Raw genomic sequence first — 17,582 nt, forward strand, 5'->3', positions numbered from 1 at the left:
TATATGTACGACTTTTGAAGTGTGACGGCCGGGTTGGTCCCGGATTGTCTTCGGTTAATGTATGCGAGGCTGTGTACGGGGGCTGAGTTGGGCGGTACCGTTCCGTCCAGCGGGAACGAGTGAATAGCTGAGGGACACATGGCTCTGACCATCGGCGTCGATGTCGGCGGGACCAAGATCGCGGCAGGCGTGGTCGACGAGGCGGGCGAGATCCTGGCCAGGACCAGGGTGCCCACCCCGGCCGACCCGCAGTGGGCCGTCGACGCCATCGCGCAGGCCGTGCGCGAGCTCAAGGAGCAGCACCCCGGCGTCACCGCGGTCGGCGTCGGTGCCCCCGGCTTCGTGGACCGCGACCGCTCCACGGTGATCTTCGCCCCCAACATCGACTGGGAGAACGAGCCGCTGCGCGGCCGGATCGAGGAGCTCACCGGTCTGGACACCGTCGTCGAGAACGACGCCAACTGCGCCGCCTGGGCCGAGTTCCGCTTCGGCGCCGCCGCCGGCCACGAGGACATGGTCCTGATCACCGTCGGCACCGGCATCGGCGGCGGCATCGTCCTGGACGGCCGGCTGCACCGCGGCCGCTTCGGCGTGGCCGGCGAGATCGGCCACCTCAACATGGTCCCCGACGGCCTGCCCTGCGGCTGCGGCGGCAAGGGCTGCTGGGAGCAGTACGGCTCCGGGCGCTCGCTGCGCCGCTACGGCCGGGAGAAGGCCGCCGCCGACCCGGTGCGCGGCCGGCGGATGCTGGAGCTCAACGACGGCGTCGCCGAGACCATCCGCGGCATCCACATCACCGAGGCCGCCGAGGAGGGCGACCCGCTCGCCCTGGAGTGCTACGCCGAGCTGGCCGACTGGCTGGGCCGCGGCATGGCCGACCTCGCCGCGCTCTTCGACCCGGGCGCCTTCGTGCTCGGCGGCGGCGTCTCCGACTCCGGGCGCCTGCTGCTCGACCCGGTCGCCAAGGCCTTCGAGCACTACCTGACCGGTGGGGTGCACCGCCCGCGCGCCGAGGTCGTGCTGGCCTCGATGGGCTCCGCCGCCGGCATCGCCGGTGCGGCCGACCTCGCCCGCACCGCCTGACCCTCAGCACCCCCGAGCAGTACCCCCTCAAGCCCGCCGGCGGCGGTGCGACCGGACCCCGACCAGCCCCGGACGCGCCGCCGCCGTCGCATGCCCCGGCCCTGTCGTACGGTCGGTCGTGCGGATCACGCACAGGATCATGCCCGGACCACGCCATGAGGGGGATCATGACCACGCCACCCGCCGGCCCGCTGCCGGCGCCCGGCCCGCGCCGGCTGCGCCTGCTCGGCTACAACATCCGCTCGCTGCGCGACGACCGCGAGGCGCTGGTCCGGGTGATCCGGGCCTGCGCACCCGACCTGGTCTGCATCCAGGAGTCGCCGCGCTACTGGCGGCCCGGGGGCCAGGCCGCCTGGCTGGCCCGGCGGACCGGGACGACCGTCCTCGCCGGCGGCGGCCGGACGGCGGCCGGCCCGCTGCTGCTCGGCCGCCCCGGCGCCGTCGAGGTGCTCGGCGTGCACGACCGGCTGCTGCCCAAGACCCGCGGCCTGCACGCCCGCGGCTTCGCCACCGCCCTGCTGCGGCTGCCCGGCTCGGCGCCGTTCACCGTCACCAGCTGCCACCTCAGCCTGGACGCCGACGAGCGCCACGGCCAGTTCGAGCTGCTGCTCGATCAGCTCGGGATCGCCGAACTCGGCATCGTGGCAGGCGACTTCAACGAGCACCCGGACGGCCCGGGCTGGCGGCTGCTGGCCTCGCGGCTCCAGGACGGACACCTCGCCGCGCCCTGGGGCGGCGAGTTCACGTCCGTCCCGGAGCGCCCGTACCAGCGGATCGACGCCGTCTTCGCCACGCCCGGGATCACCGTGCTCGCCTGCGGGGTGCCGCACGGGCTGCCCGGTGTCACCGAGGCGGACCTGCGGGCCGCGACCGACCACCTGCCGGTGCTCGCGGTGCTGGAGCTGCCGGAAGGCCAGGAGCTGGACGACCGCTAGACCACCGCGCCGTGGTCCGGGTCCTCCGGATCGTCCTCGTCGCGGTCCTTCATCCGCACCACCAGGGTGACGAAGCCGGCCAGGAAGGCCGTGAACCCGACCCAGGCCGGCCAGCCGGCGATCTCCCGCCACACCACCGCGTCGAACAGCAGCAGCGCCGGGCCGCCGAGCACCGCGAGCCAGGCGAACTTGGCGGTCACGTCGGCAGCCGGCAGCGGCGGGGGCTCCGGCGGGATGTAGTGGCCTTCGTCCGTCTCCTCGGCCAGCTCGAAGTCGCGCGGGCCCGCACCGCCGGCCGGCAGGACCGGGCCGCCCGCCCGGGGGCGGGGCTGCGGGGCCAGGTCGGCGAGCTCGTCCGGGCTGTGCTGGTCGGCGCCGTCCTTGAAGCCGCCCTTCAGCTCGCCGCGGGCGCGGAGGTTCTCGATCTCCGGCCAGTTCGGGTTGTTGAGGTCGACGGGGTCGTCGAACTGGGCCACCAGGGCCGCGAAGATCTCGTCCTGCTCGGCCTGGCTGCGTTCGGGCGCGCGCCGCGGCCGGGGCTCGGCCGGGGCGGCGGCGTCCCGCTCGGCGGGGCCGTCCGCCGCCGGACCACCGCCGGTACCGTCCTTGGTCACGTCCTCGGTCGCGCCGTCCTCGCGGGGTGCCTCGTCCCCGCCGCCCGCCGTGCTGCTCTCGTGCACTTCCGGCCCTTCAGCCATGGTGATCATCGGATTCGACCCGGGTGACGCCCGCCGCGTGCGCGGGAGCCAGCCGTCGGATGAAGTCCAGGCTCGCCGTGAATATTTCCGCCGCGTCGTGGTCCAGCGTCGCGACGTGGAAGCTGCGTTGGCACAGCCGCTCCGTCACATCGGTCGAGGATATCCGGGCCAGCACCAGTTCCGAGTTGGCCGGCGAGACGACGTGGTCCTGCGGACTGCGGAACAGCAGCACCGGCTGGGTCACCTGCGGGAGCCTGCGCCGGACGTCCCGCCAGAGCCGGCCCAGCGACCAGGCGGCGTTCAGCGGCGTCCGGTCGTAGCCGCTCTCCGACACACCGGGTTTGGCGATGTCGTCACCGATCCCGCGCACGCTCGGCACGAGGTGCCGCAGCACCGGAAGCAGCACACTCGCGGGGTTGTCCGAGCGCACCGACGGGTTGACCAGCACCAGCCCGGACACCGCCGGGCCGTGCACCGCCGCCAGCCGCAGCGCCAGCGCGCCGCCCATCGACAGCGCGCAGACGAAGACCTGCTCGCACGTGTCGGCCAGCGCCAGCAGCTCGCGCTCGACCTCCGCGTACCAGTCCTCCCACCGGGTGACCTGCATGTCCTGCCAACGGGTGCCGTGCCCGGGCAGCAGCGGCAGCGAGACGGTGAACCCGGCCGCCGCCAGCTCGTCCGCCCAGGGGCGCAGCGACTGCGGCGAACCGGTGAAGCCGTGGCACAACAGCACCCCCACCGGTCCGCCCTGGTGGTGGTACGGCTCGGCACCGGGCAGCAGCGGCATGGCGGGCTCCTTCGCGGGCGGGCGGCGCTGGGGGAGGGGACGCTGGAACGTGAGGCTGCGGAATTCGCATCGTCCCACGCATCCCGCCGGGTCGTACACCCCCGGCGACGGCCCCTTCGACGACCCGGTCGACGGCCCCCTCGAAGGCCCCGCCGACCGCCCGGCCACGGCCCGCCGAGCGGGGCGGGGCGCGGGCGGCGCTCACGGGGCATTAGGATCGTCCGGTCCGCAATACAGGAGGCCCGGGTTGTTCTACCGACTGATGAAGTTGATCGTCGCGCCACTGCTTCGGATCTTCTTCCGGCCGTGGATCGAGGGTGAGGAGAACATCCCCACCGAAGGTGCGGCGATCATCGCGAGCAACCACCTGTCCTTCTCGGACTCTTTCTTCTTCCCCGCGCTGATCAAACGCCGGGTCACCTTCATCGCGAAGGCCGAGTACTTCAACACCCCGGGCCTCAAGGGCCGGCTGACCGCCGCGTTCTTCAAGGGCGTCGGCCAGCTGCCGGTGGACCGCTCGGGCGTGCGCGGCGCCGGCGAGGCCGCGATCCGCAGCGCCATCGCGGTGCTGGACCGTGGCGAGCTCTTCGGCGTCTACCCCGAGGGCACCCGCTCGCCCGACGGCAAGCTGTACCGCGGCAAGGTCGGCGGCCTGGCCCGTGTCGCGCTGGCCACCGGCGCGCCGGTCATCCCGGTCGCGATGATCGACACCGAGAAGGTGCAGCCGCCCGGCCAGGTCGTCCCGAACTTCGGTATCCGCCCCGGCATCCGGATCGGCCGCCCGCTGGACTTCTCCCGCTACCACGGCATGGAGAACGACCGCTTCATCCTCCGTTCGGTGACGGACGAGGTGATGTACGAGATCATGCGCCTCTCCGGCCAGGAGTACGTCGACGTCTACGCGACCGCCGCCAAGCGGCAGATCGCCGAGGACAAGAAGCGCGCCGACGCCGAGCGCAAGGCCGCCGCCAAGGCGGAGAAGGCCGAGGCCGAGAAGGCGGCCGAAGCGGAGAAGGCGGCCGAGGCCGAGAAGGCCGCGGCCGAAGAGCCGAAGCAGGAGCAGAAGGACACCGGGTCGGCCTGACGGACCACCCGGGCGCCCAGGGGAGGGGCAGACGGATGACGGACGGCGGTAGAACCGGGGCGGTCGGCGGGACGGTCGCGGCGGGGGGTATGTCCGTCGAACTCCCGCTCTGGCGGGCCATGTCCTACTTTCGGGTGCTGGCCCTCTGCTACGCCCTGCTGCGCTACTTCAACTCCTACCTGCACTTCCTGCACCCCGTCGCGGGCTGGATCTACCTCGGCGCGCTCACCCTCTGGACCCTCGCCAGCACCCGCGCCTTCGCCGGCCCGCAGCGCTGCACCTGGTACGTCCTCGGCACCGACCTCGCCCTCGCCGTCACCGGCATCGTGATGAGCGGCCAGACCGACGACCCGGCCCGGATCAGCCACGGCGCGCCCACCCTGCCGACCATCTGGGCCGCCGGGACGGTGCTCGGCTTCGCCGGCAAGGGCGGCTGGCGCTGGGCGGCCGCGGTCGGCTCGGTCATCGGGGTGGCCAACATCCTCGGCCACGGCGGGCCCACCGGCGACAACATCCACAACATCGTGCTGCTGATGGTGGCCGGCTGCGCCATCGGCTACGTCATCGAACTCGCCCGCGCCAGCGAGGCCGCGCTCACCCGCGCCCTCCAGGTCGAGGCCGCCACCCGGGAGCGCGAACGGCTCTCCCGGGACATCCACGACGGCGTGCTCCAGGTGCTCGCCCTGGTCCAGCGCCGCGGCGCCGAGCAGGCCGAACACGCCGGTGGCAGCGCCGACTTCGCCGAACTCGGCCGCCTCGCCGGCGAACAGGAGCGCGCGCTGCGGGCGTTGATGACCGGCGGCCCGCTCCCGGCCCAGCGTTCGCCGCAGGCCGCCGAGGAGCCGCGGGACCTCACCGCGCTGCTGCGCCCGTACGCGGACGAGCGGATCACCCTCTCCGCCCCGGGCACCCCGGTCGTACTGCCCGCGCCCGACGCCGCCGAACTGGCCGCCGCCGTCGGCGCCGCCGTCGACAACGTCCGCCGGCACGCCGGGGAGCGGGCGCACGCCTGGATCCTGGTCGAGGACGAGCCGGAGGCCGTCACGGTCAGCATCCGCGACGACGGGCCCGGCTTCGCCCCCGGCCGGCTCGGCGAGGCGGAGCGGGCCGGCCGGCTCGGGGTCTCCCAGTCGATCCGCGGCCGGCTGCTGGACCTCGGCGGCACCGCCGAGCTGTACTCGGCGCCCGGGGAGGGCGTCGAGGTCGAACTCCGCGTCCCGAGGAAGGGCTCTGATGACCGACCAGCCGACGACTGACCCGACGGCCGAGCGGCCGGTGCGGGTGATGGTCGTGGACGACCACCCGATGTGGCGCGACGCCGTCTCGCGCGACCTCGCCGAGGCCGGGCTGGACGTGGTGGCCACCGCCGGCGACGGCGAGGAGGCCGTCCGCCGGGCCCGCGCCTGCTCGCCGCAGGTGGTCGTGCTCGACCTCAACCTGCCCGCCCTGCCCGGCGCCGAGGTGTGCCGGCAGGTGGTCGCGCACGATCCGTCGGTCCGGGTGCTGGTGCTCTCGGCGAGCGGCGAGCACCAGGACGTGCTGGAGGCGGTGAAGTCCGGCGCGACCGGCTACCTGGTCAAGTCGGCCGGGCGGGAGGAGCTGCTGGACGCGGTGCGGCGAACGGCCGTCGGCGACGCCGTCTTCACCCCGGGCCTGGCCGGCCTGGTGCTCGGCGAGTTCCGCCGGCTGGCCGCCGAACCGGCCCCGGCCTCCGCCCCGGCCGTCCCCCAGCTGACCGCCCGGGAGACCGAGGTCCTGCGCCTGGTGGCGAAGGGCCTGTCCTACCGCCAGATCGCCGACCGGCTGGTGCTGTCGCACCGCACGGTGCAGAACCACGTGCAGAACACGTTGGGGAAGCTTCAGCTGCACAACCGGGTGGAGCTGGTCCGGTACGCGATCGAGCAGGGGCTGGACGACGAGATCTGAGACGACGAGATCTGAGACGACGGGATCCGAGCGGGGCGCCGCCCGGATCCCGTCGTCCCTCGTCAGCCGCGGACGGCCGTCGCCTCGCGCAGCAGCCCGGCCACGATGTCCACGCCCTCGCGGGTCAACACCGACTCGGGGTGGAACTGGAGGCCGGCGAAGCCGGGGCCGCGGAGCGCGTGCACGTCGCCGGTGACGGCGTCCCGGGCGACCTCGACGCCCTCGGCGGCGAGCCGGGCCGCGTCGGCGTCCGAGCAGCGCGCGGTGAACGTGTTGTAGAAGCCGACCGTGCGCTTGGTGCCGAACAGGTCGACGGTCTCCTGCGCGCCCTGGTACGGGACGGCCTTGCGCCCGAGCGCGAGCCCGAGTTCGGCGGCGAGCAGCTGGTGGCTGAGGCAGACCGCGAGCAGCGGCGCCGTCCGGGTGCCGGCCCGGACGGCGGCCAGCGCGTCCGCCACGATCGGCCGGAGCAGCGCCATCTTGGGGTCGTCGGCGAGCGCCGGGTCGCCCGGCCCGGGCCCGAGCACCAGCGGCCCGCGGTGGGCGGCGACCAGTGCGCGCAGGCCGGGCTCGTCGTAGCGGACGACGGAGACCCGGTGGCCGAGCGAGGTGAGCAGGTGGGCGAGCATCGCGGTGAAGGTGTCCTCGCCGTCGACCACGAGGGTCGGCACGGGCTCGGTGACCTCGGCCGGCGTCTGCATCCGCAGCCAGAACGCCGCGAGGCCGCCGCGCCGGGCGTCGAGCGCGGCCTGGACCCGGTGGTCGTCGCCGAGCCGGGGCCCGTTCGGGCTGGGCAGCCGGGCGGGTACGGTCCGGGCGCCGATCGCGGTGAGCACCCCGGCGGCCTTGGCGTGGGTCTCGGCGACCTCGGACTCCGGGTCGGAGTGCCGGACGAGGGTGGCGCCGACCCGGACGACGAGGCGGCCGGTGGCCGGGTCGATGTCGGCGGTGCGGATGCAGATGGGGGAGTCGAGCAGCTGCCCGCCGCTGGCGGAGCGGCCGATCAGGGCGAGCGCGCCGGAGTAGTAGCCGCGCCCGCCGCGCTCGTAGCGCTTGATGACGCGGGTGGCGTTCTGGACCGGGCTGCCGGTGACGGTCGCCGCGAACATCGTCTCCTTGAGCACCTCGCGGACGTCGAGCGAGGTACGCCCGCGCAGCTCGTACTCGGTGTGGGCGAGGTGGGACATCTCCTTGAGCCGGGGGCCGAGCACCTGCCCGCCGAGGTCGCCGACGGTGCACATCATCTTCAGCTCTTCGTCGACGACCATCGTGAGCTCTTCCAACTCCTTGGGGTCGTGCAGGAATTGGAGCAGCGAGTCGAGGTCGGCGCCGCCCGCCGGATAACGGTAGGTGCCGGAGATGGGGTTCATCACGACGGTGCCGCCGCTCTGCCGGACGTGCACCTCGGGCGAGGCGCCGACCAAACAGCGGCCTGGCTCGCCTCCGGCAGGACGGTCCCCGGTGTGCACCAGGAACGTCCAGTACGCGCCGCGCTCCTGGTCGAGCAGCCGCCGGAACAGGGTGAGCGCGAGCGCGGGGGAGTAGTTGTCGAGGGTGGCACTGAAGTCGCGCCGGATCACGAAGTTGGCGCCCTCGCCGTTGCCGATCTCGTCCTCGATCACCCGCCGGACGATCGCGGCGTACGCCTCGTCGTCCACGTCGAACGATCCGCCGGACAGCGAGACCGGCAACTGCGGTAGTGCGGAGGCGAATTCGGCCAGCGGCAGGGTGTACTGCTCGGTCACCGCGAGGGCCTGCAGCGGGGTGCCGTCGTCGTGCGCCTGGAAGCCGCGCTCGCGGATCTGCCGGTACGGGACGAGTGCGAGCAGGTCGTGGACCGGGCCGGCGGCCGGGGCGCCGGAGCGGACCGGCAGGTCGGCGAGGCGCTCGTAGCTGTCGACGGTGCCCAGCAGCACCTCGACGGTGTCCGGGGCGAGCCGGGGGGTGCGGCGGTGCAGCAGGGCGAAGGCGGGGGCGTCGGGGCCGGTGAGGCGGGCGAGCAGGTCGGCGGGCGTGGTCACGGGGCGGCTTCCTTCCGGGGTGGACTGGCAGGTGTGCGGTGCTGGAGTTCCGCTCCCGGAGGGCCGTCTGCCGATACGCCGACGGCCGCCCCGAGGGGCGGCCGTCGTGTTCGTCTAGGAACGCGCGATCGGTGGGCCACCCTTGGGGGAGGCCCACCACCAGGAGTAGGTGTGGGGCGCGTGCATGGGCCGAGCGTAGCGGATTGGGCAGGACGGGTGAGGCCGGTCACGCCTTTGTCCGAGTTGTGTCTCACCCCTCGGGCAATGGTCACGAATCGGCGTTGGCACCCCGTAGCCTTGGCGATGTGACCGTGACAGATCTCCACACCTGGCAGTCCCTGCCCGCGGCGCAGCAGCCTGAATGGCCGGACCAAGAGGCTCTGCGCAAGACCCTTGCCGAGCTCGCCTCCTATCCGCCGCTCGTCTTCGCCGGCGAGTGCGACCAGCTGCGCGCCCGGCTCGGTGCCGTGGCGCGTGGGGAAGCGTTCCTTCTTCAGGGCGGTGACTGTGCCGAGGCCTTCGACGGCGTCTCGGCGGAGCACATCCGCAGCAAGCTGAAGACCCTGCTCCAGATGGCCGCCGTGCTCACGTACGCGGCCTCGGTGCCGGTCGTGAAGGTGGGCCGGATCGCCGGCCAGTACTCGAAGCCGCGTTCCAAGGCGACCGAGACCCGCGACGGCGTGACCCTGCCGGTCTACCGGGGCGACTCGGTGAACGGCTTCGACTTCACCCCCGAGTCCCGCATCCCGGACCCGGAGCGCCTGAAGCGGATGTACAACGCGTCCGCCGCGACGCTGAACCTGGTGCGCGCGTTCACCACCGGTGGCTACGCGGACCTGCGCCAGGTGCACGCCTGGAACCAGGACTTCGTCCGCAACTCGCCGGCCGGCCAGCGGTACGAGCAGCTCGCCCGGGAGATCGACAACGCCCTGGCGTTCATGAACGCCTGTGGCGTGGCGCCGGAGGAGTTCAGGACCGTCGAGTTCTACTCCTCGCACGAGGCGCTGATCCTTGACTACGAGACCGCGCTGACCCGCGTGGACTCGCGCACCGGCGAGCTGTACGACGTCTCCGGCCACATGGTGTGGATCGGTGAGCGCACCCGCCAGCTGGACCACGCGCACATCGAGTTCGCCTCGAAGATCCGCAACCCGATCGGGGTCAAGCTCGGCCCGACCACCTCGGTCGACGAGGCGCTGACCCTGATCGAGAAGCTGGACCCGGAGCGCGAGCCCGGCCGCCTCACCTTCATCACCCGGATGGGCGCGGGCAAGGTCCGCGACCACCTGCCCACCCTGGTGGAGAAGGTCACCGCGTCCGGCGCGCAGCCGGTGTGGATCTGCGACCCGATGCACGGCAACACCTTCGAGGCCTCCAGCGGCCACAAGACCCGCCGCTTCGACGACGTGCTCGACGAGGTCAAGGGCTTCTTCGAGGTGCACCGCGCGCTCGGCACCCACCCGGGCGGCATCCACGTGGAGCTGACCGGCGACGACGTCACCGAGTGTGTCGGCGGCGGCGACGAGGTGCTGGTCGACGACCTGCACCAGCGCTACGAGACGGCCTGCGACCCGCGGCTCAACCGCAGCCAGTCGCTGGACCTGGCGTTCCTGGTGGCGGAGATGTACCGCGGCCAGTAGGGATCAGGCCAGTAGGGATCAGGCCAGTAGGGATCAGGATCACCGGCGCCGAGGCACCGAATGTGACGAAGGCCCCTCCGGATTCGGGATTCCCGAGCCCGGAGGGGCTTTTTCACGCCCGGATCGCCAGGTAAGGTGAGGCTCAGTGAACTAAGGCAAGCCTTAGTCAAGATCGTTTCGCCGAACGGCGCCGCACCACCCCAGGAGAGACCGCTATGTACGTGTGCATGTGCCATGCGGTCACCGAGGACCAGGTGAAGAAGGCGATCGACACGGGTGCCAACACCCCGCGCCAGATCGCCAAGGGCTGCAAGGCCGGCACCGACTGCGGGTCCTGCGTCCGCCGGATCCAGGCGCTGCTGGGCGAGCACGGCGCCCGGCCCTGCCCGACCGCCCGGCTGGCCGCCAGGCTCGGCCTGGCCGAACCGGACGCCCCGGCCGCGCCCGCCCCGGCCCTGCCTGGTCCGGCCCCGGTCGTCCCGCTGCGCGCGGCCTGACCGGCCGCGAGGGGGCTCAGGACTCCGGCTGCTCGATCAGCTGGGCGATGTAGAGCGCCTCGCCGAGCTTCTCCAGGAGCTCCAGCTGGGTGTCGAGGTAGTCGATGTGGTGCTCCTCGTCCGCCAGGATGTCCTCGAAGATGTTCGCCGAGGTGACGTCGTTCTTGGCGCGCATCACCACGATCCCGCGCTTGAGCCGGTCGATCGCCTCGACCTCGATCTGGCGGTCCGCCTCGAACATCTCCTTGACCGTCTGCCCGATCCGGACGTGGAACAGCCGCTGGTAGTTCGGCAGACCCTCCAGGAAGAGGATCCGGTCGGTGAGCACCTCGGCGTGCTTCATCTCGTCGAAGGACTCGTGCCGGGTGTACTTGGCGAGCTTCGTCCAGCCGAAGTTCTCCTGCATCTTGGCGTGCAGGAAGTACTGGTTGATCGCGGTCAGCTCGGCGGTGAGCTGCTCGTTGAGGAACTCGATGACCTCTGGATCGCCCTGCATGGCGCTGCCTCCCTGCGCTACGTCCTGCTGTGAGTCCTGCGCTGCGCATCCTGGCACCGTGATGGGAAGAAATTCCAGTAAGTTCACACTCACTAGGACATGTGTCGGAATATCCGATTTGGGTGAGTGTGGTGCCTTCCTTGGCCCGTACGAGCGGGGCGCACGACCACGCAAAGGGGCGCGCACCGGGGCCTGACCGCCGTCTGTCACCATGGAGCCATGGGTCAGTCCGAACAAGAACCGCTTCCGCCGTCTGACCCGAGGCTCCCCCCGGGGCAGCGCGCCCAGCGCGGCTGGCCCGCCCTGCACTACGGGCCCGTCCCCCGCTTCAAGCCGCTGACCTGGGACCTCCAGGTGTTCGGTGCGACCGCCTCGGCGGAGAAGCACAGCTGGGACTTCGCCGCCTTCAGCGCCCTGCCCCGCACCACCGTCCGCGCGGACCTGCACTGCGTCACCAAGTTCTCGATGCTCGGCAACGAGTGGACGGGCGTGCCGGCCGCCGCCCTCCTCGACCTGGTGCCCCCGGAGCCCGGCGTCACCCACGTGATGGTCTGGGCCGAGTACGGCTACAGCGCCAACCTCCGGCTGGCCGACTTTGCCGACCCGCGCACGATCTTCGCCACCCACCGCAACGGCGAGCCGCTGACCGCCGAACACGGCTTCCCGGTCCGGCTGATCGTCCCGCAGCTGTACGCCTGGAAGGGCCCCAAGTGGGTCCGCGCGATCGAGTACATGCGGGCCGACCGGCGCGGCTTCTGGGAGGAGCGCGGCTACCACAACCTCGCCGACCCGTGGCGTGAGCAGCGCTACTCCTACCAGGAGGAGCCCGGCGAAGGCCCGCTGCGCTGAATCGCCCTGCCCGGGTGAACCACCTTGAGTGGCCGAATCGCCTCAGATGAACGGGAAGTTGACCATCACCGAGGTGTGCTGCGGGCGGCGCTCGCCGGCCGCGGGGAACTGGCTGGTCGCCTTGCCGTTGCCGAAGAGGTTGACCCCGGTGGTCTGCATCGTGAACCCGGCCGCCGCCAGCGCCTTCTCCGCGGCGTCCTTCGTCATCCCGGTCACGTCCGGGACCGGCACCATGCCCTTGCTGACCACCAGCGAGACCGGGGTGTTCTCCGGTACCTGCTGACCGGCGGCCGGCGAGCTGCTGATCACCGTGCCCTCCGGGACGGTGTCGTTGTACGTCCCGGTCACCGAGCCCTTGGCCAGCTGCGCGCCGGTCAGCGCGGCCGCGGCCTGGTCGGCGGGCTTGCCGGTGACGTCCGGCACGGCGATCCGCTTCGGGCCCTTGGAGACGGTCACCGTCACGGCGTCGCTCTTGCGGGCCCGGGTGCCCACCCCGGGGTCGGTGGAGATCACCTGGCCGGACGGGACGGTCTCGCTGTACGCGTCGACGAACCGCCCGTGCATGCCCTCCTTGTCCAGGATCCGCTGCGCCTCGGCCCGGTCCTTGCCGAGCACCCCGGGCACCGGCCCGTACAGCGCCTCGGACAGCCCGTACGTCGCGCCGCCGACCACCAGCACCAGGGCGGCCAGCACGGCCCCCCAGATCAGCGGCTTGCGGGGGACCCGGCGCAGCCGGCTCGGGCGGCGCGGGCGCACCGGGGTCGGCTCGTTGTACGGGCGGGGCTCGGCCAGCAGCTGGTCCATCAGGTCCGGCGGGACGTCCAGGACGCTGGTGCGCTCGGCCGGCGGCGGGTCGGCCGGCTGGGGCAGCGGCTGGATCACCGAGGTCGGCTCGCTGGTCGGGTAGCGCGGGCTGGGCCGGGTGGAGGCCGGCGGCTCGGCGTCCAGTTCGGCCGGGGTGAGCGTGCGGCGGACCCGCTGGAGGGCGGCCAGCAGCTCGACCGCGTCGTACGGGCGGGCGTCCGGGGTGCGGGCGCAGGCGCCGACCACTATCGCGTCCAGCGCCGGGGTGACGGAGGGGACGGCCAGCGACGGCGCGGGGACGTCCTCGTGCAGGTGCTTGTACATGACCTGGACGGGGTTGTCGCCGGTGTGCGGACGCCGGCCGGTGAGCATCTCGTACAGCAGGATGCCGGCGGCGTAGACGTCGACGCGCTGGTCGGTGGGGGCGTCCGGGAGGATCTGCTCGGGCGCCAGGTAGGAGACGGTGCCCATGACGGTGCCGCCGGTCGCGGTGGACGTCGAGGTGGGCGAGCCGTCGGCGGCGTTGAGCACCCGCACCAGGCCGAAGTCGGCGACCTTGACCAGGCCGCCGTCGGTGATCAGCACGTTCTCCGGCTTGACGTCCCGGTGGACCAGCCCGGCCCGGTGGGCGGCGCCGAGCGCGGCGAGCACCGGCTCCAGGACGTCCAGGGCGGCCCGGACCGACAGCGCGCCGCGGTCGCGCAGGAGGTCGCGCAGGGTGCGGCCGGGCACGTACTCCATGGCGAGAAAAACGTTCCCGCCGTCGGCGCCCTGGTCGAAGACGTTGACCACGTTGGGGTGGCTGAGCCGGGCGACCGCCTTGGCCTCGCGGATGAACCGGGCGGTGAAGCCCTCGTCCCCGGCGAGGTCGGGGTGCATCACCTTGAGTGCGAGCACGCGGTCGAGGCGGGTGTCGGTGCCCTTGTAGACCGTGGACATCCCACCGGTCGCGATGCGCTGCTCGACCCGGTACCGGCCGTCGAGCAGGGTACCGATCAGAGGGTCGTGCAGCGCCATATCCACCCGGCGAGTGTAGTGGCGTAGCCGCGCGCCGGTCCCGGAGGACATCGCCCCGGGACCGGCTGTGCCCGGCTTGTGACACGGGAACGAGTCCTAGAAGGCCGGGCGCTCGCGGGTGTCCAGGTCCGCCCGGCCGGCCATCGCGGACGAGGCCTCGGCGTGGAAACGGCGCGGGATCCGGCCGGCCCGGTACGCGAGGCGGCCGGCCTCGGTGGCGTGCCGCATCGCCTCGGCCATCAGCACCGGGTCCTGCGCACGGGTCACCGCGGAGGCGAGCATCACCGCCGAGCAGCCCAGCTCCATCGCCAGCGCGACGTCGGAGGCGGTGCCGGCGCCGGCGTCCAGGATCACCGGGACGTTCGCGCCCTCCACGATCAGCTGGAAGTTGTGCGGGTTGCGGATGCCCAGGCCGGAGCCGATCGGCGAGCCCAGCGGCATGATCGCCGCGCAGCCGACGTCCTCCAGCTTGCGGGCCAGCACCGGGTCGTCGTTGGTGTACGGGAGCACCGTGAAGCCGTCGTCGACCAGGGTCTCGGCGGCGTCCAGCAGCTCGATCGGGTCCGGCAGGAGGGTCCGTTCGTCGGCGATCACCTCCAGCTTCACCCAGTCGGTGCCGAGCGCCTCGCGGGCCAGCCGGGCGGTCAGCACGGCCTCCCCGGCGGTGAAGCAGCCGGCCGTGTTGGGCAGTACGCGGATGCCGTTGCGGGTCAGCACGTCCAGCACCGAGCCCTGGGTGCCGGCGTCGACCCGGCGCATCGCGACGGTGGTCAGCTCGGTGCCGGAGACCAGCAGCGCCTGTTCCAGGATCTCCAGGCTCGGCGCGCCGCCGGTGCCCATGATCAGGCGGGAGGAGAAGGTCGTCCCGGCGATGGTGAGGCTGTCCTTGTCGTTGGAAAAGCTGTCGTCGGCCATCGTTCAGCCTCCCTGCACGGCGGTGAGGATCTCGATCCGGTCGCCCGCCGACAGCCGGGTGTCCGACCACGAACTGCGCGGCACCACGGCCTCGTTGAGTGCGGCGGCGACGCCCGAGTTGGCCTTGCTGAGGGTGGCCACCACCTCGGCGAGGGTGGCCGTGGCGGCCACCTGGCGGGGCTCGCCGTTGACGGTCAGTGCGATGTCGGTCATGCGACGGCCTTCGTGGTGGAGCGGGCGGGGGAGAATCGAGTGGGCGCGAACGGCCTTGCGAGCTCGGGGACTTCACCGGTCGCCAGGTACTCGGCGACCAGGTCGGCGGTCACCGGGGCGAGCAGCACGCCGTTGCGGTAGTGGCCGGTCGCGGCGACCAGTCCGGGGAGTCCGGTCGGCCCGAGCAGCGGGGCGTTGTCCGGCGAGCCCGGCCGCAGCCCGGCCGAGGTCTCCACCAGCGGAAGTTCGGTGATGCCCGGGACCAACTCGTGGGCGTCCCGCAGGAGTTCGTACACCCCGCCGGCGGTGACGGTGGTGTCGTAGCCCTGCTCCTCGGTGGTCGCGCCGATCACCAGCTCGCCGTCCTCGCGCGGCACGAGGTAGAGGTGCCGGCCGCGCACCACCGCGCGGACGTTGCGGGACAGGAACGGCCGGTACGCCTCGGGGATCCGCAACCGCAGGATCTGCCCCTTCACCGGACGGATCGCCGGGAGCACGCCCTCCGGCAGGCCGGGTAGCAGGTGGCTGTGCGGGCCGGCGGCGAGGACGACCTGCTCGGCGGTCAGGGTCTCGCCGGTGCCGAGGCGGGCACCGACCGCCCGGCCGTCCTCGACCAGCAACTCGACGGCCTCGGTGCGGTGCAGCGCGACGTTCGCGCGCTCGCAGGCGGCGAGCAGTGCCTTGAGCAGGCGGCGGCCGTCCACCTGGTGGTCGTCGGCCACGTGCAGGCCGCCGCGCACGCCGGGGGCGAGCATCGGCTCCAGCTTGCGGGCCTCCCGGCCGGTCAGCCAGGTCGAGTTGAGGCCGAGCCGCTGGTGGAAGGCGTGCAGCTCGCGCAGTTCCTCGCGGTCGTCGGAGTCCAGTGCGACGGCGAGCGTGCCGCACTGCCGGTAGCCGGTGTCCAGGCCGCCGCTCGCCTCGGTGAGCTCGGCGGCGAATGCCGCGTACCGCTCGTTCGAGGCCATGCCGAGGCGCAGCAGCGGCTCCTCGCCGTACTGCAGTTCGGTGACCGGGGCGAGCATCCCGGCCGCGACCCGGGCGGCCCCGCCGCCGGGGGTGGGATCGACCACGACGACGTTCCCCGGCCCGCGCTGCGCCGCCCGCCAGGCGACGGCGAGGCCGATGATGCCCCCGCCGATCACCAGCACGTCGGCGTGGGCGCCTGGTGCCATGCGTGTCAAAGCTGTTTCTCCCTTCGCCGGTATGACCCGGATCAGGTTCGGACGGTCGCAGGCCGTGTCAGCCCGCCTCTCAGCCCGGTACGCCGGGCTCCCGTGATGGTGTCCCCACCTTAACTCCGGGGGTTGGCCCGGCCGAAGGCGTGCACGAAGGGTGGACAGCACCGGCCGGGGTCGGAGGGGTGGAGGGGCCGCTGAGTACAGTGACGACGTGGCAGAGCAGAGCGGAACGGATCAGGTGGTCGTCGTCGGGGCCGGGCTGGCGGGGGCGCAGTGTGCCCTGGGGCTGCGGCGGGGCGGGTGGCAGGGGCGGATCGTCCTGGTCGGCGAGGAGCCGCACGCGCCGTACGACCGGCCGCCGCTCTCCAAGGACGTCCTGCTCGGCAAGACCGACGCCACCACCCTCGACATCGACTTCCCGCACCTCGGCATCGAGCTGCTCACCGGCCGCCGCGCCACCGGCCTCACCCCGGGCGTGCTGCACACCGACGACGGCGACCTGCCGTACACCGCGCTGGTGATCGCCACCGGCGCCGCCCCGCGCGCCCTGCCCGGCGCCGAGCGCGCGCACCTGCTGCACACCCTGGACGACGCGCTGGTCCTGCGCGCCCTGCTCCGGCCCGGCCTGCGCCTGGTGCTGGTCGGCGCGGGCTGGATCGGCGCGGAGGTGTCCACCGCCGCCCGCGCGGCCGGCTGCGAGGTGACCGTCGTCGAGGCGGGCCCCGCGCCCGTGCCCGGCGCGCTGCCGACCGAGATCGGTGCGGCGATGGCCGCCTGGTACGCCGAGGCGGGCGTGGACCTGCGCTGCGGGGTCGGCGTCGCCGCGGTCCAGCCGGGCGCGGTGCTGCTGGCGGACGGCTCGCACCTGCCGGCCGACGAGGTGGTGGTCGGCATCGGCGCCCGGCCCGCGACCGGGTGGCTGGACGGCTCGGGCGTCGAGCTGGACGCAGCCGGCGCCGTCCTGGTGGACGAGCGTCTGCGCACCACCCTGCCGGGCGTGTTCGCGGCGGGCGACTGCGTCAGCTACCCGTCCGTCCGCGCCGGAGCCCGGCTGGCCGTCCAGCACTGGGACCACGCGCTGCAGTCCGGCGAGGCGGTGGCCGCCTCCGTCCTCGGGGCGGACGCGCCGTACGACCCCGTGCCGTACTTCTGGTCGGAGCAGTTCGGCCGCATGGTGCAGTACGCCGGCCGGCACGCCGAGGGCGACGAGCTGCTGTGGCGCGGCTCACCGCAGGACCCGTCCTGGTCGGCGCTCTGGCTGCGCGACGGCGTGCCGAGCGCGCTGCTGGCCGTGGACCGCCCGCGCGACCTCACCCAGGGCCGGCGGCTGATCGAGCGCGGCACCGCGCTGGACCCGGTCCGGGCGGCGGACCCGTCGGTGCCGCTGAAATCGGCGGTCGCGGGGTAGCGGCTGGTGCGCGGCGGGCTGTGGAAGTGGC

Annotated in this window: 17 protein-coding genes and 1 riboswitch; of the genes, 9 read left to right on the forward strand and 8 right to left on the reverse strand. The window is 73.1% G+C overall.

What is annotated here, in order from left to right; translation table 11 throughout:
- Positions 1–138 precede the first annotated feature (138 nt).
- On the forward strand, positions 139–1,083 hold the full coding sequence (locus KV557_RS03515) for an ROK family glucokinase (protein ID WP_218198105.1): 945 nt from the start codon (positions 139–141) through the stop codon (positions 1,081–1,083).
- A 167-nt stretch (positions 1,084–1,250) separates the two neighbouring features.
- On the forward strand, positions 1,251–2,018 hold the full coding sequence (locus tag KV557_RS03520; RefSeq protein ID WP_256176850.1) for an endonuclease/exonuclease/phosphatase family protein: 768 nt from the start codon (positions 1,251–1,253) through the stop codon (positions 2,016–2,018).
- On the opposite strand, the gene KV557_RS03525 is transcribed toward KV557_RS03520, so the two are convergent.
- Positions 2,015–2,716: a hypothetical protein gene (locus tag KV557_RS03525; RefSeq protein WP_256176851.1), complete on the reverse strand. Its 702-nt coding sequence runs from the start codon at positions 2,714–2,716 to the stop codon at positions 2,015–2,017. The genes KV557_RS03520 and KV557_RS03525 overlap by 4 nt on opposite strands.
- Positions 2,709–3,503 carry an alpha/beta hydrolase gene (locus tag KV557_RS03530; protein ID WP_218198107.1) on the reverse strand — a complete coding sequence of 265 codons (795 nt, stop codon included), beginning with the start codon at positions 3,501–3,503 and terminating at the stop codon, positions 2,709–2,711. The genes KV557_RS03525 and KV557_RS03530 overlap by 8 nt, the downstream gene beginning before the upstream one ends.
- A 247-nt stretch (positions 3,504–3,750) precedes the next feature.
- On the opposite strand from KV557_RS03530, the gene KV557_RS03535 reads away from it, so the two are divergent.
- From KV557_RS03535 to KV557_RS03545, 3 genes are all read left to right on the forward strand, one after another.
- Positions 3,751–4,587: a lysophospholipid acyltransferase family protein gene (locus tag KV557_RS03535; protein WP_256176852.1), complete on the forward strand. Its 837-nt coding sequence runs from the start codon at positions 3,751–3,753 to the stop codon at positions 4,585–4,587.
- An 89-nt stretch (positions 4,588–4,676) separates the two neighbouring features.
- A complete protein-coding gene (macS, locus tag KV557_RS03540; RefSeq protein ID WP_218198108.1) occupies positions 4,677–5,843 on the forward strand; it encodes a MacS family sensor histidine kinase in 1,167 nt (388 codons plus the stop codon).
- On the forward strand, positions 5,821–6,513 hold the full coding sequence (locus KV557_RS03545; RefSeq protein ID WP_218198109.1) for a response regulator: 693 nt from the start codon (positions 5,821–5,823) through the stop codon (positions 6,511–6,513). Before macS ends, KV557_RS03545 begins: the two co-directional genes overlap by 23 nt.
- A 62-nt stretch (positions 6,514–6,575) precedes the next feature.
- On the opposite strand, the gene KV557_RS03550 is transcribed toward KV557_RS03545, so the two are convergent.
- Positions 6,576–8,534: an anthranilate synthase family protein gene (locus KV557_RS03550; RefSeq protein ID WP_218198110.1), complete on the reverse strand. Its 1,959-nt coding sequence runs from the start codon at positions 8,532–8,534 to the stop codon at positions 6,576–6,578.
- A gap of 305 nt (positions 8,535–8,839) precedes the next feature.
- Here KV557_RS03550 and KV557_RS03555 point away from each other — a divergent pair, with 305 nt between their 5' ends.
- Positions 8,840–10,174 (forward strand): class II 3-deoxy-7-phosphoheptulonate synthase, encoded by a 1,335-nt coding sequence (locus tag KV557_RS03555; protein ID WP_218198111.1) that lies wholly within the window; start codon positions 8,840–8,842, stop codon positions 10,172–10,174.
- 215 nt (positions 10,175–10,389) lie between these two features.
- Entirely contained in the window at positions 10,390–10,671 is a 282-nt protein-coding gene (locus KV557_RS03560; protein WP_218198112.1) for a (2Fe-2S)-binding protein, read from the forward strand.
- A gap of 16 nt (positions 10,672–10,687) precedes the next feature.
- On the opposite strand, the gene bfr is transcribed toward KV557_RS03560, so the two are convergent.
- A complete protein-coding gene (bfr, locus tag KV557_RS03565; RefSeq protein ID WP_218198113.1) occupies positions 10,688–11,167 on the reverse strand; it encodes a bacterioferritin in 480 nt (159 codons plus the stop codon).
- Positions 11,168–11,386: 219 nt separating this feature from the next.
- Here bfr and KV557_RS03570 point away from each other — a divergent pair, with 219 nt between their 5' ends.
- Positions 11,387–12,016, forward strand: coding sequence for a sulfite oxidase-like oxidoreductase (locus KV557_RS03570; protein WP_218198114.1), 630 nt, complete (start codon positions 11,387–11,389; stop codon positions 12,014–12,016).
- Positions 12,017–12,058: 42 nt separating this feature from the next.
- Here the strand turns inward: KV557_RS03570 and pknB are convergent, their stop codons facing one another.
- The 4 genes from pknB to thiO form a co-directional block, all read right to left on the reverse strand.
- Positions 12,059–13,837, reverse strand: a complete 1,779-nt coding sequence (gene pknB / locus KV557_RS03575; RefSeq protein ID WP_256176915.1) for a Stk1 family PASTA domain-containing Ser/Thr kinase — start codon at positions 13,835–13,837, stop codon at positions 12,059–12,061.
- Positions 13,838–13,933: 96 nt separating this feature from the next.
- A complete protein-coding gene (locus KV557_RS03580) occupies positions 13,934–14,752 on the reverse strand; it encodes a thiazole synthase (RefSeq protein WP_218198116.1) in 819 nt (272 codons plus the stop codon).
- 3 nt (positions 14,753–14,755) lie between these two features.
- Entirely contained in the window at positions 14,756–14,965 is a 210-nt protein-coding gene (thiS, locus tag KV557_RS03585; RefSeq protein ID WP_218198117.1) for a sulfur carrier protein ThiS, read from the reverse strand.
- Positions 14,962–16,137, reverse strand: coding sequence for a glycine oxidase ThiO (gene thiO / locus KV557_RS03590; RefSeq protein ID WP_218198118.1), 1,176 nt, complete (start codon positions 16,135–16,137; stop codon positions 14,962–14,964). Before thiO ends, thiS begins: the two co-directional genes overlap by 4 nt.
- 1 nt (position 16,138) lies before the next feature.
- Positions 16,139–16,251, reverse strand: a riboswitch (TPP riboswitch).
- 103 nt (positions 16,252–16,354) lie between these two features.
- Here thiO and KV557_RS03595 point away from each other — a divergent pair.
- Positions 16,355–17,551, forward strand: coding sequence for an NAD(P)/FAD-dependent oxidoreductase (locus tag KV557_RS03595; protein ID WP_218198119.1), 1,197 nt, complete (start codon positions 16,355–16,357; stop codon positions 17,549–17,551).
- Positions 17,552–17,582: the final 31 nt, after the last annotated feature.

It is taken from the genome of Kitasatospora aureofaciens (assembly GCF_019192735.1).
Classification (GTDB): domain Bacteria; phylum Actinomycetota; class Actinomycetes; order Streptomycetales; family Streptomycetaceae; genus Kitasatospora; species Kitasatospora aureofaciens_A.

Coding starts and splice junctions, on each gene's coding strand:
- KV557_RS03515 (WP_218198105.1), top strand. CDS start 139: ATGGCTCTGACCATCGGCGTCGATGTCGGCGGGACCAAGATCGCGGCA.
- KV557_RS03520 (WP_256176850.1), top strand. CDS start 1,251: ATGACCACGCCACCCGCCGGCCCGCTGCCGGCGCCCGGCCCGCGCCGG.
- KV557_RS03525 (WP_256176851.1), bottom strand. CDS start 2,716: ATGGCTGAAGGGCCGGAAGTGCACGAGAGCAGCACGGCGGGCGGCGGG.
- KV557_RS03530 (WP_218198107.1), bottom strand. CDS start 3,503: ATGCCGCTGCTGCCCGGTGCCGAGCCGTACCACCACCAGGGCGGACCG.
- macS (WP_218198108.1), top strand. CDS start 4,677: ATGTCCGTCGAACTCCCGCTCTGGCGGGCCATGTCCTACTTTCGGGTG.
- KV557_RS03545 (WP_218198109.1), top strand. CDS start 5,821: ATGACCGACCAGCCGACGACTGACCCGACGGCCGAGCGGCCGGTGCGG.
- KV557_RS03560 (WP_218198112.1), top strand. CDS start 10,390: ATGTACGTGTGCATGTGCCATGCGGTCACCGAGGACCAGGTGAAGAAG.
- bfr (WP_218198113.1), bottom strand. CDS start 11,167: ATGCAGGGCGATCCAGAGGTCATCGAGTTCCTCAACGAGCAGCTCACC.
- KV557_RS03570 (WP_218198114.1), top strand. CDS start 11,387: ATGGGTCAGTCCGAACAAGAACCGCTTCCGCCGTCTGACCCGAGGCTC.
- pknB (WP_256176915.1), bottom strand. CDS start 13,837: ATGGCGCTGCACGACCCTCTGATCGGTACCCTGCTCGACGGCCGGTAC.
- KV557_RS03580 (WP_218198116.1), bottom strand. CDS start 14,752: ATGGCCGACGACAGCTTTTCCAACGACAAGGACAGCCTCACCATCGCC.
- thiS (WP_218198117.1), bottom strand. CDS start 14,965: ATGACCGACATCGCACTGACCGTCAACGGCGAGCCCCGCCAGGTGGCC.
- thiO (WP_218198118.1), bottom strand. CDS start 16,137: ATGGCACCAGGCGCCCACGCCGACGTGCTGGTGATCGGCGGGGGCATC.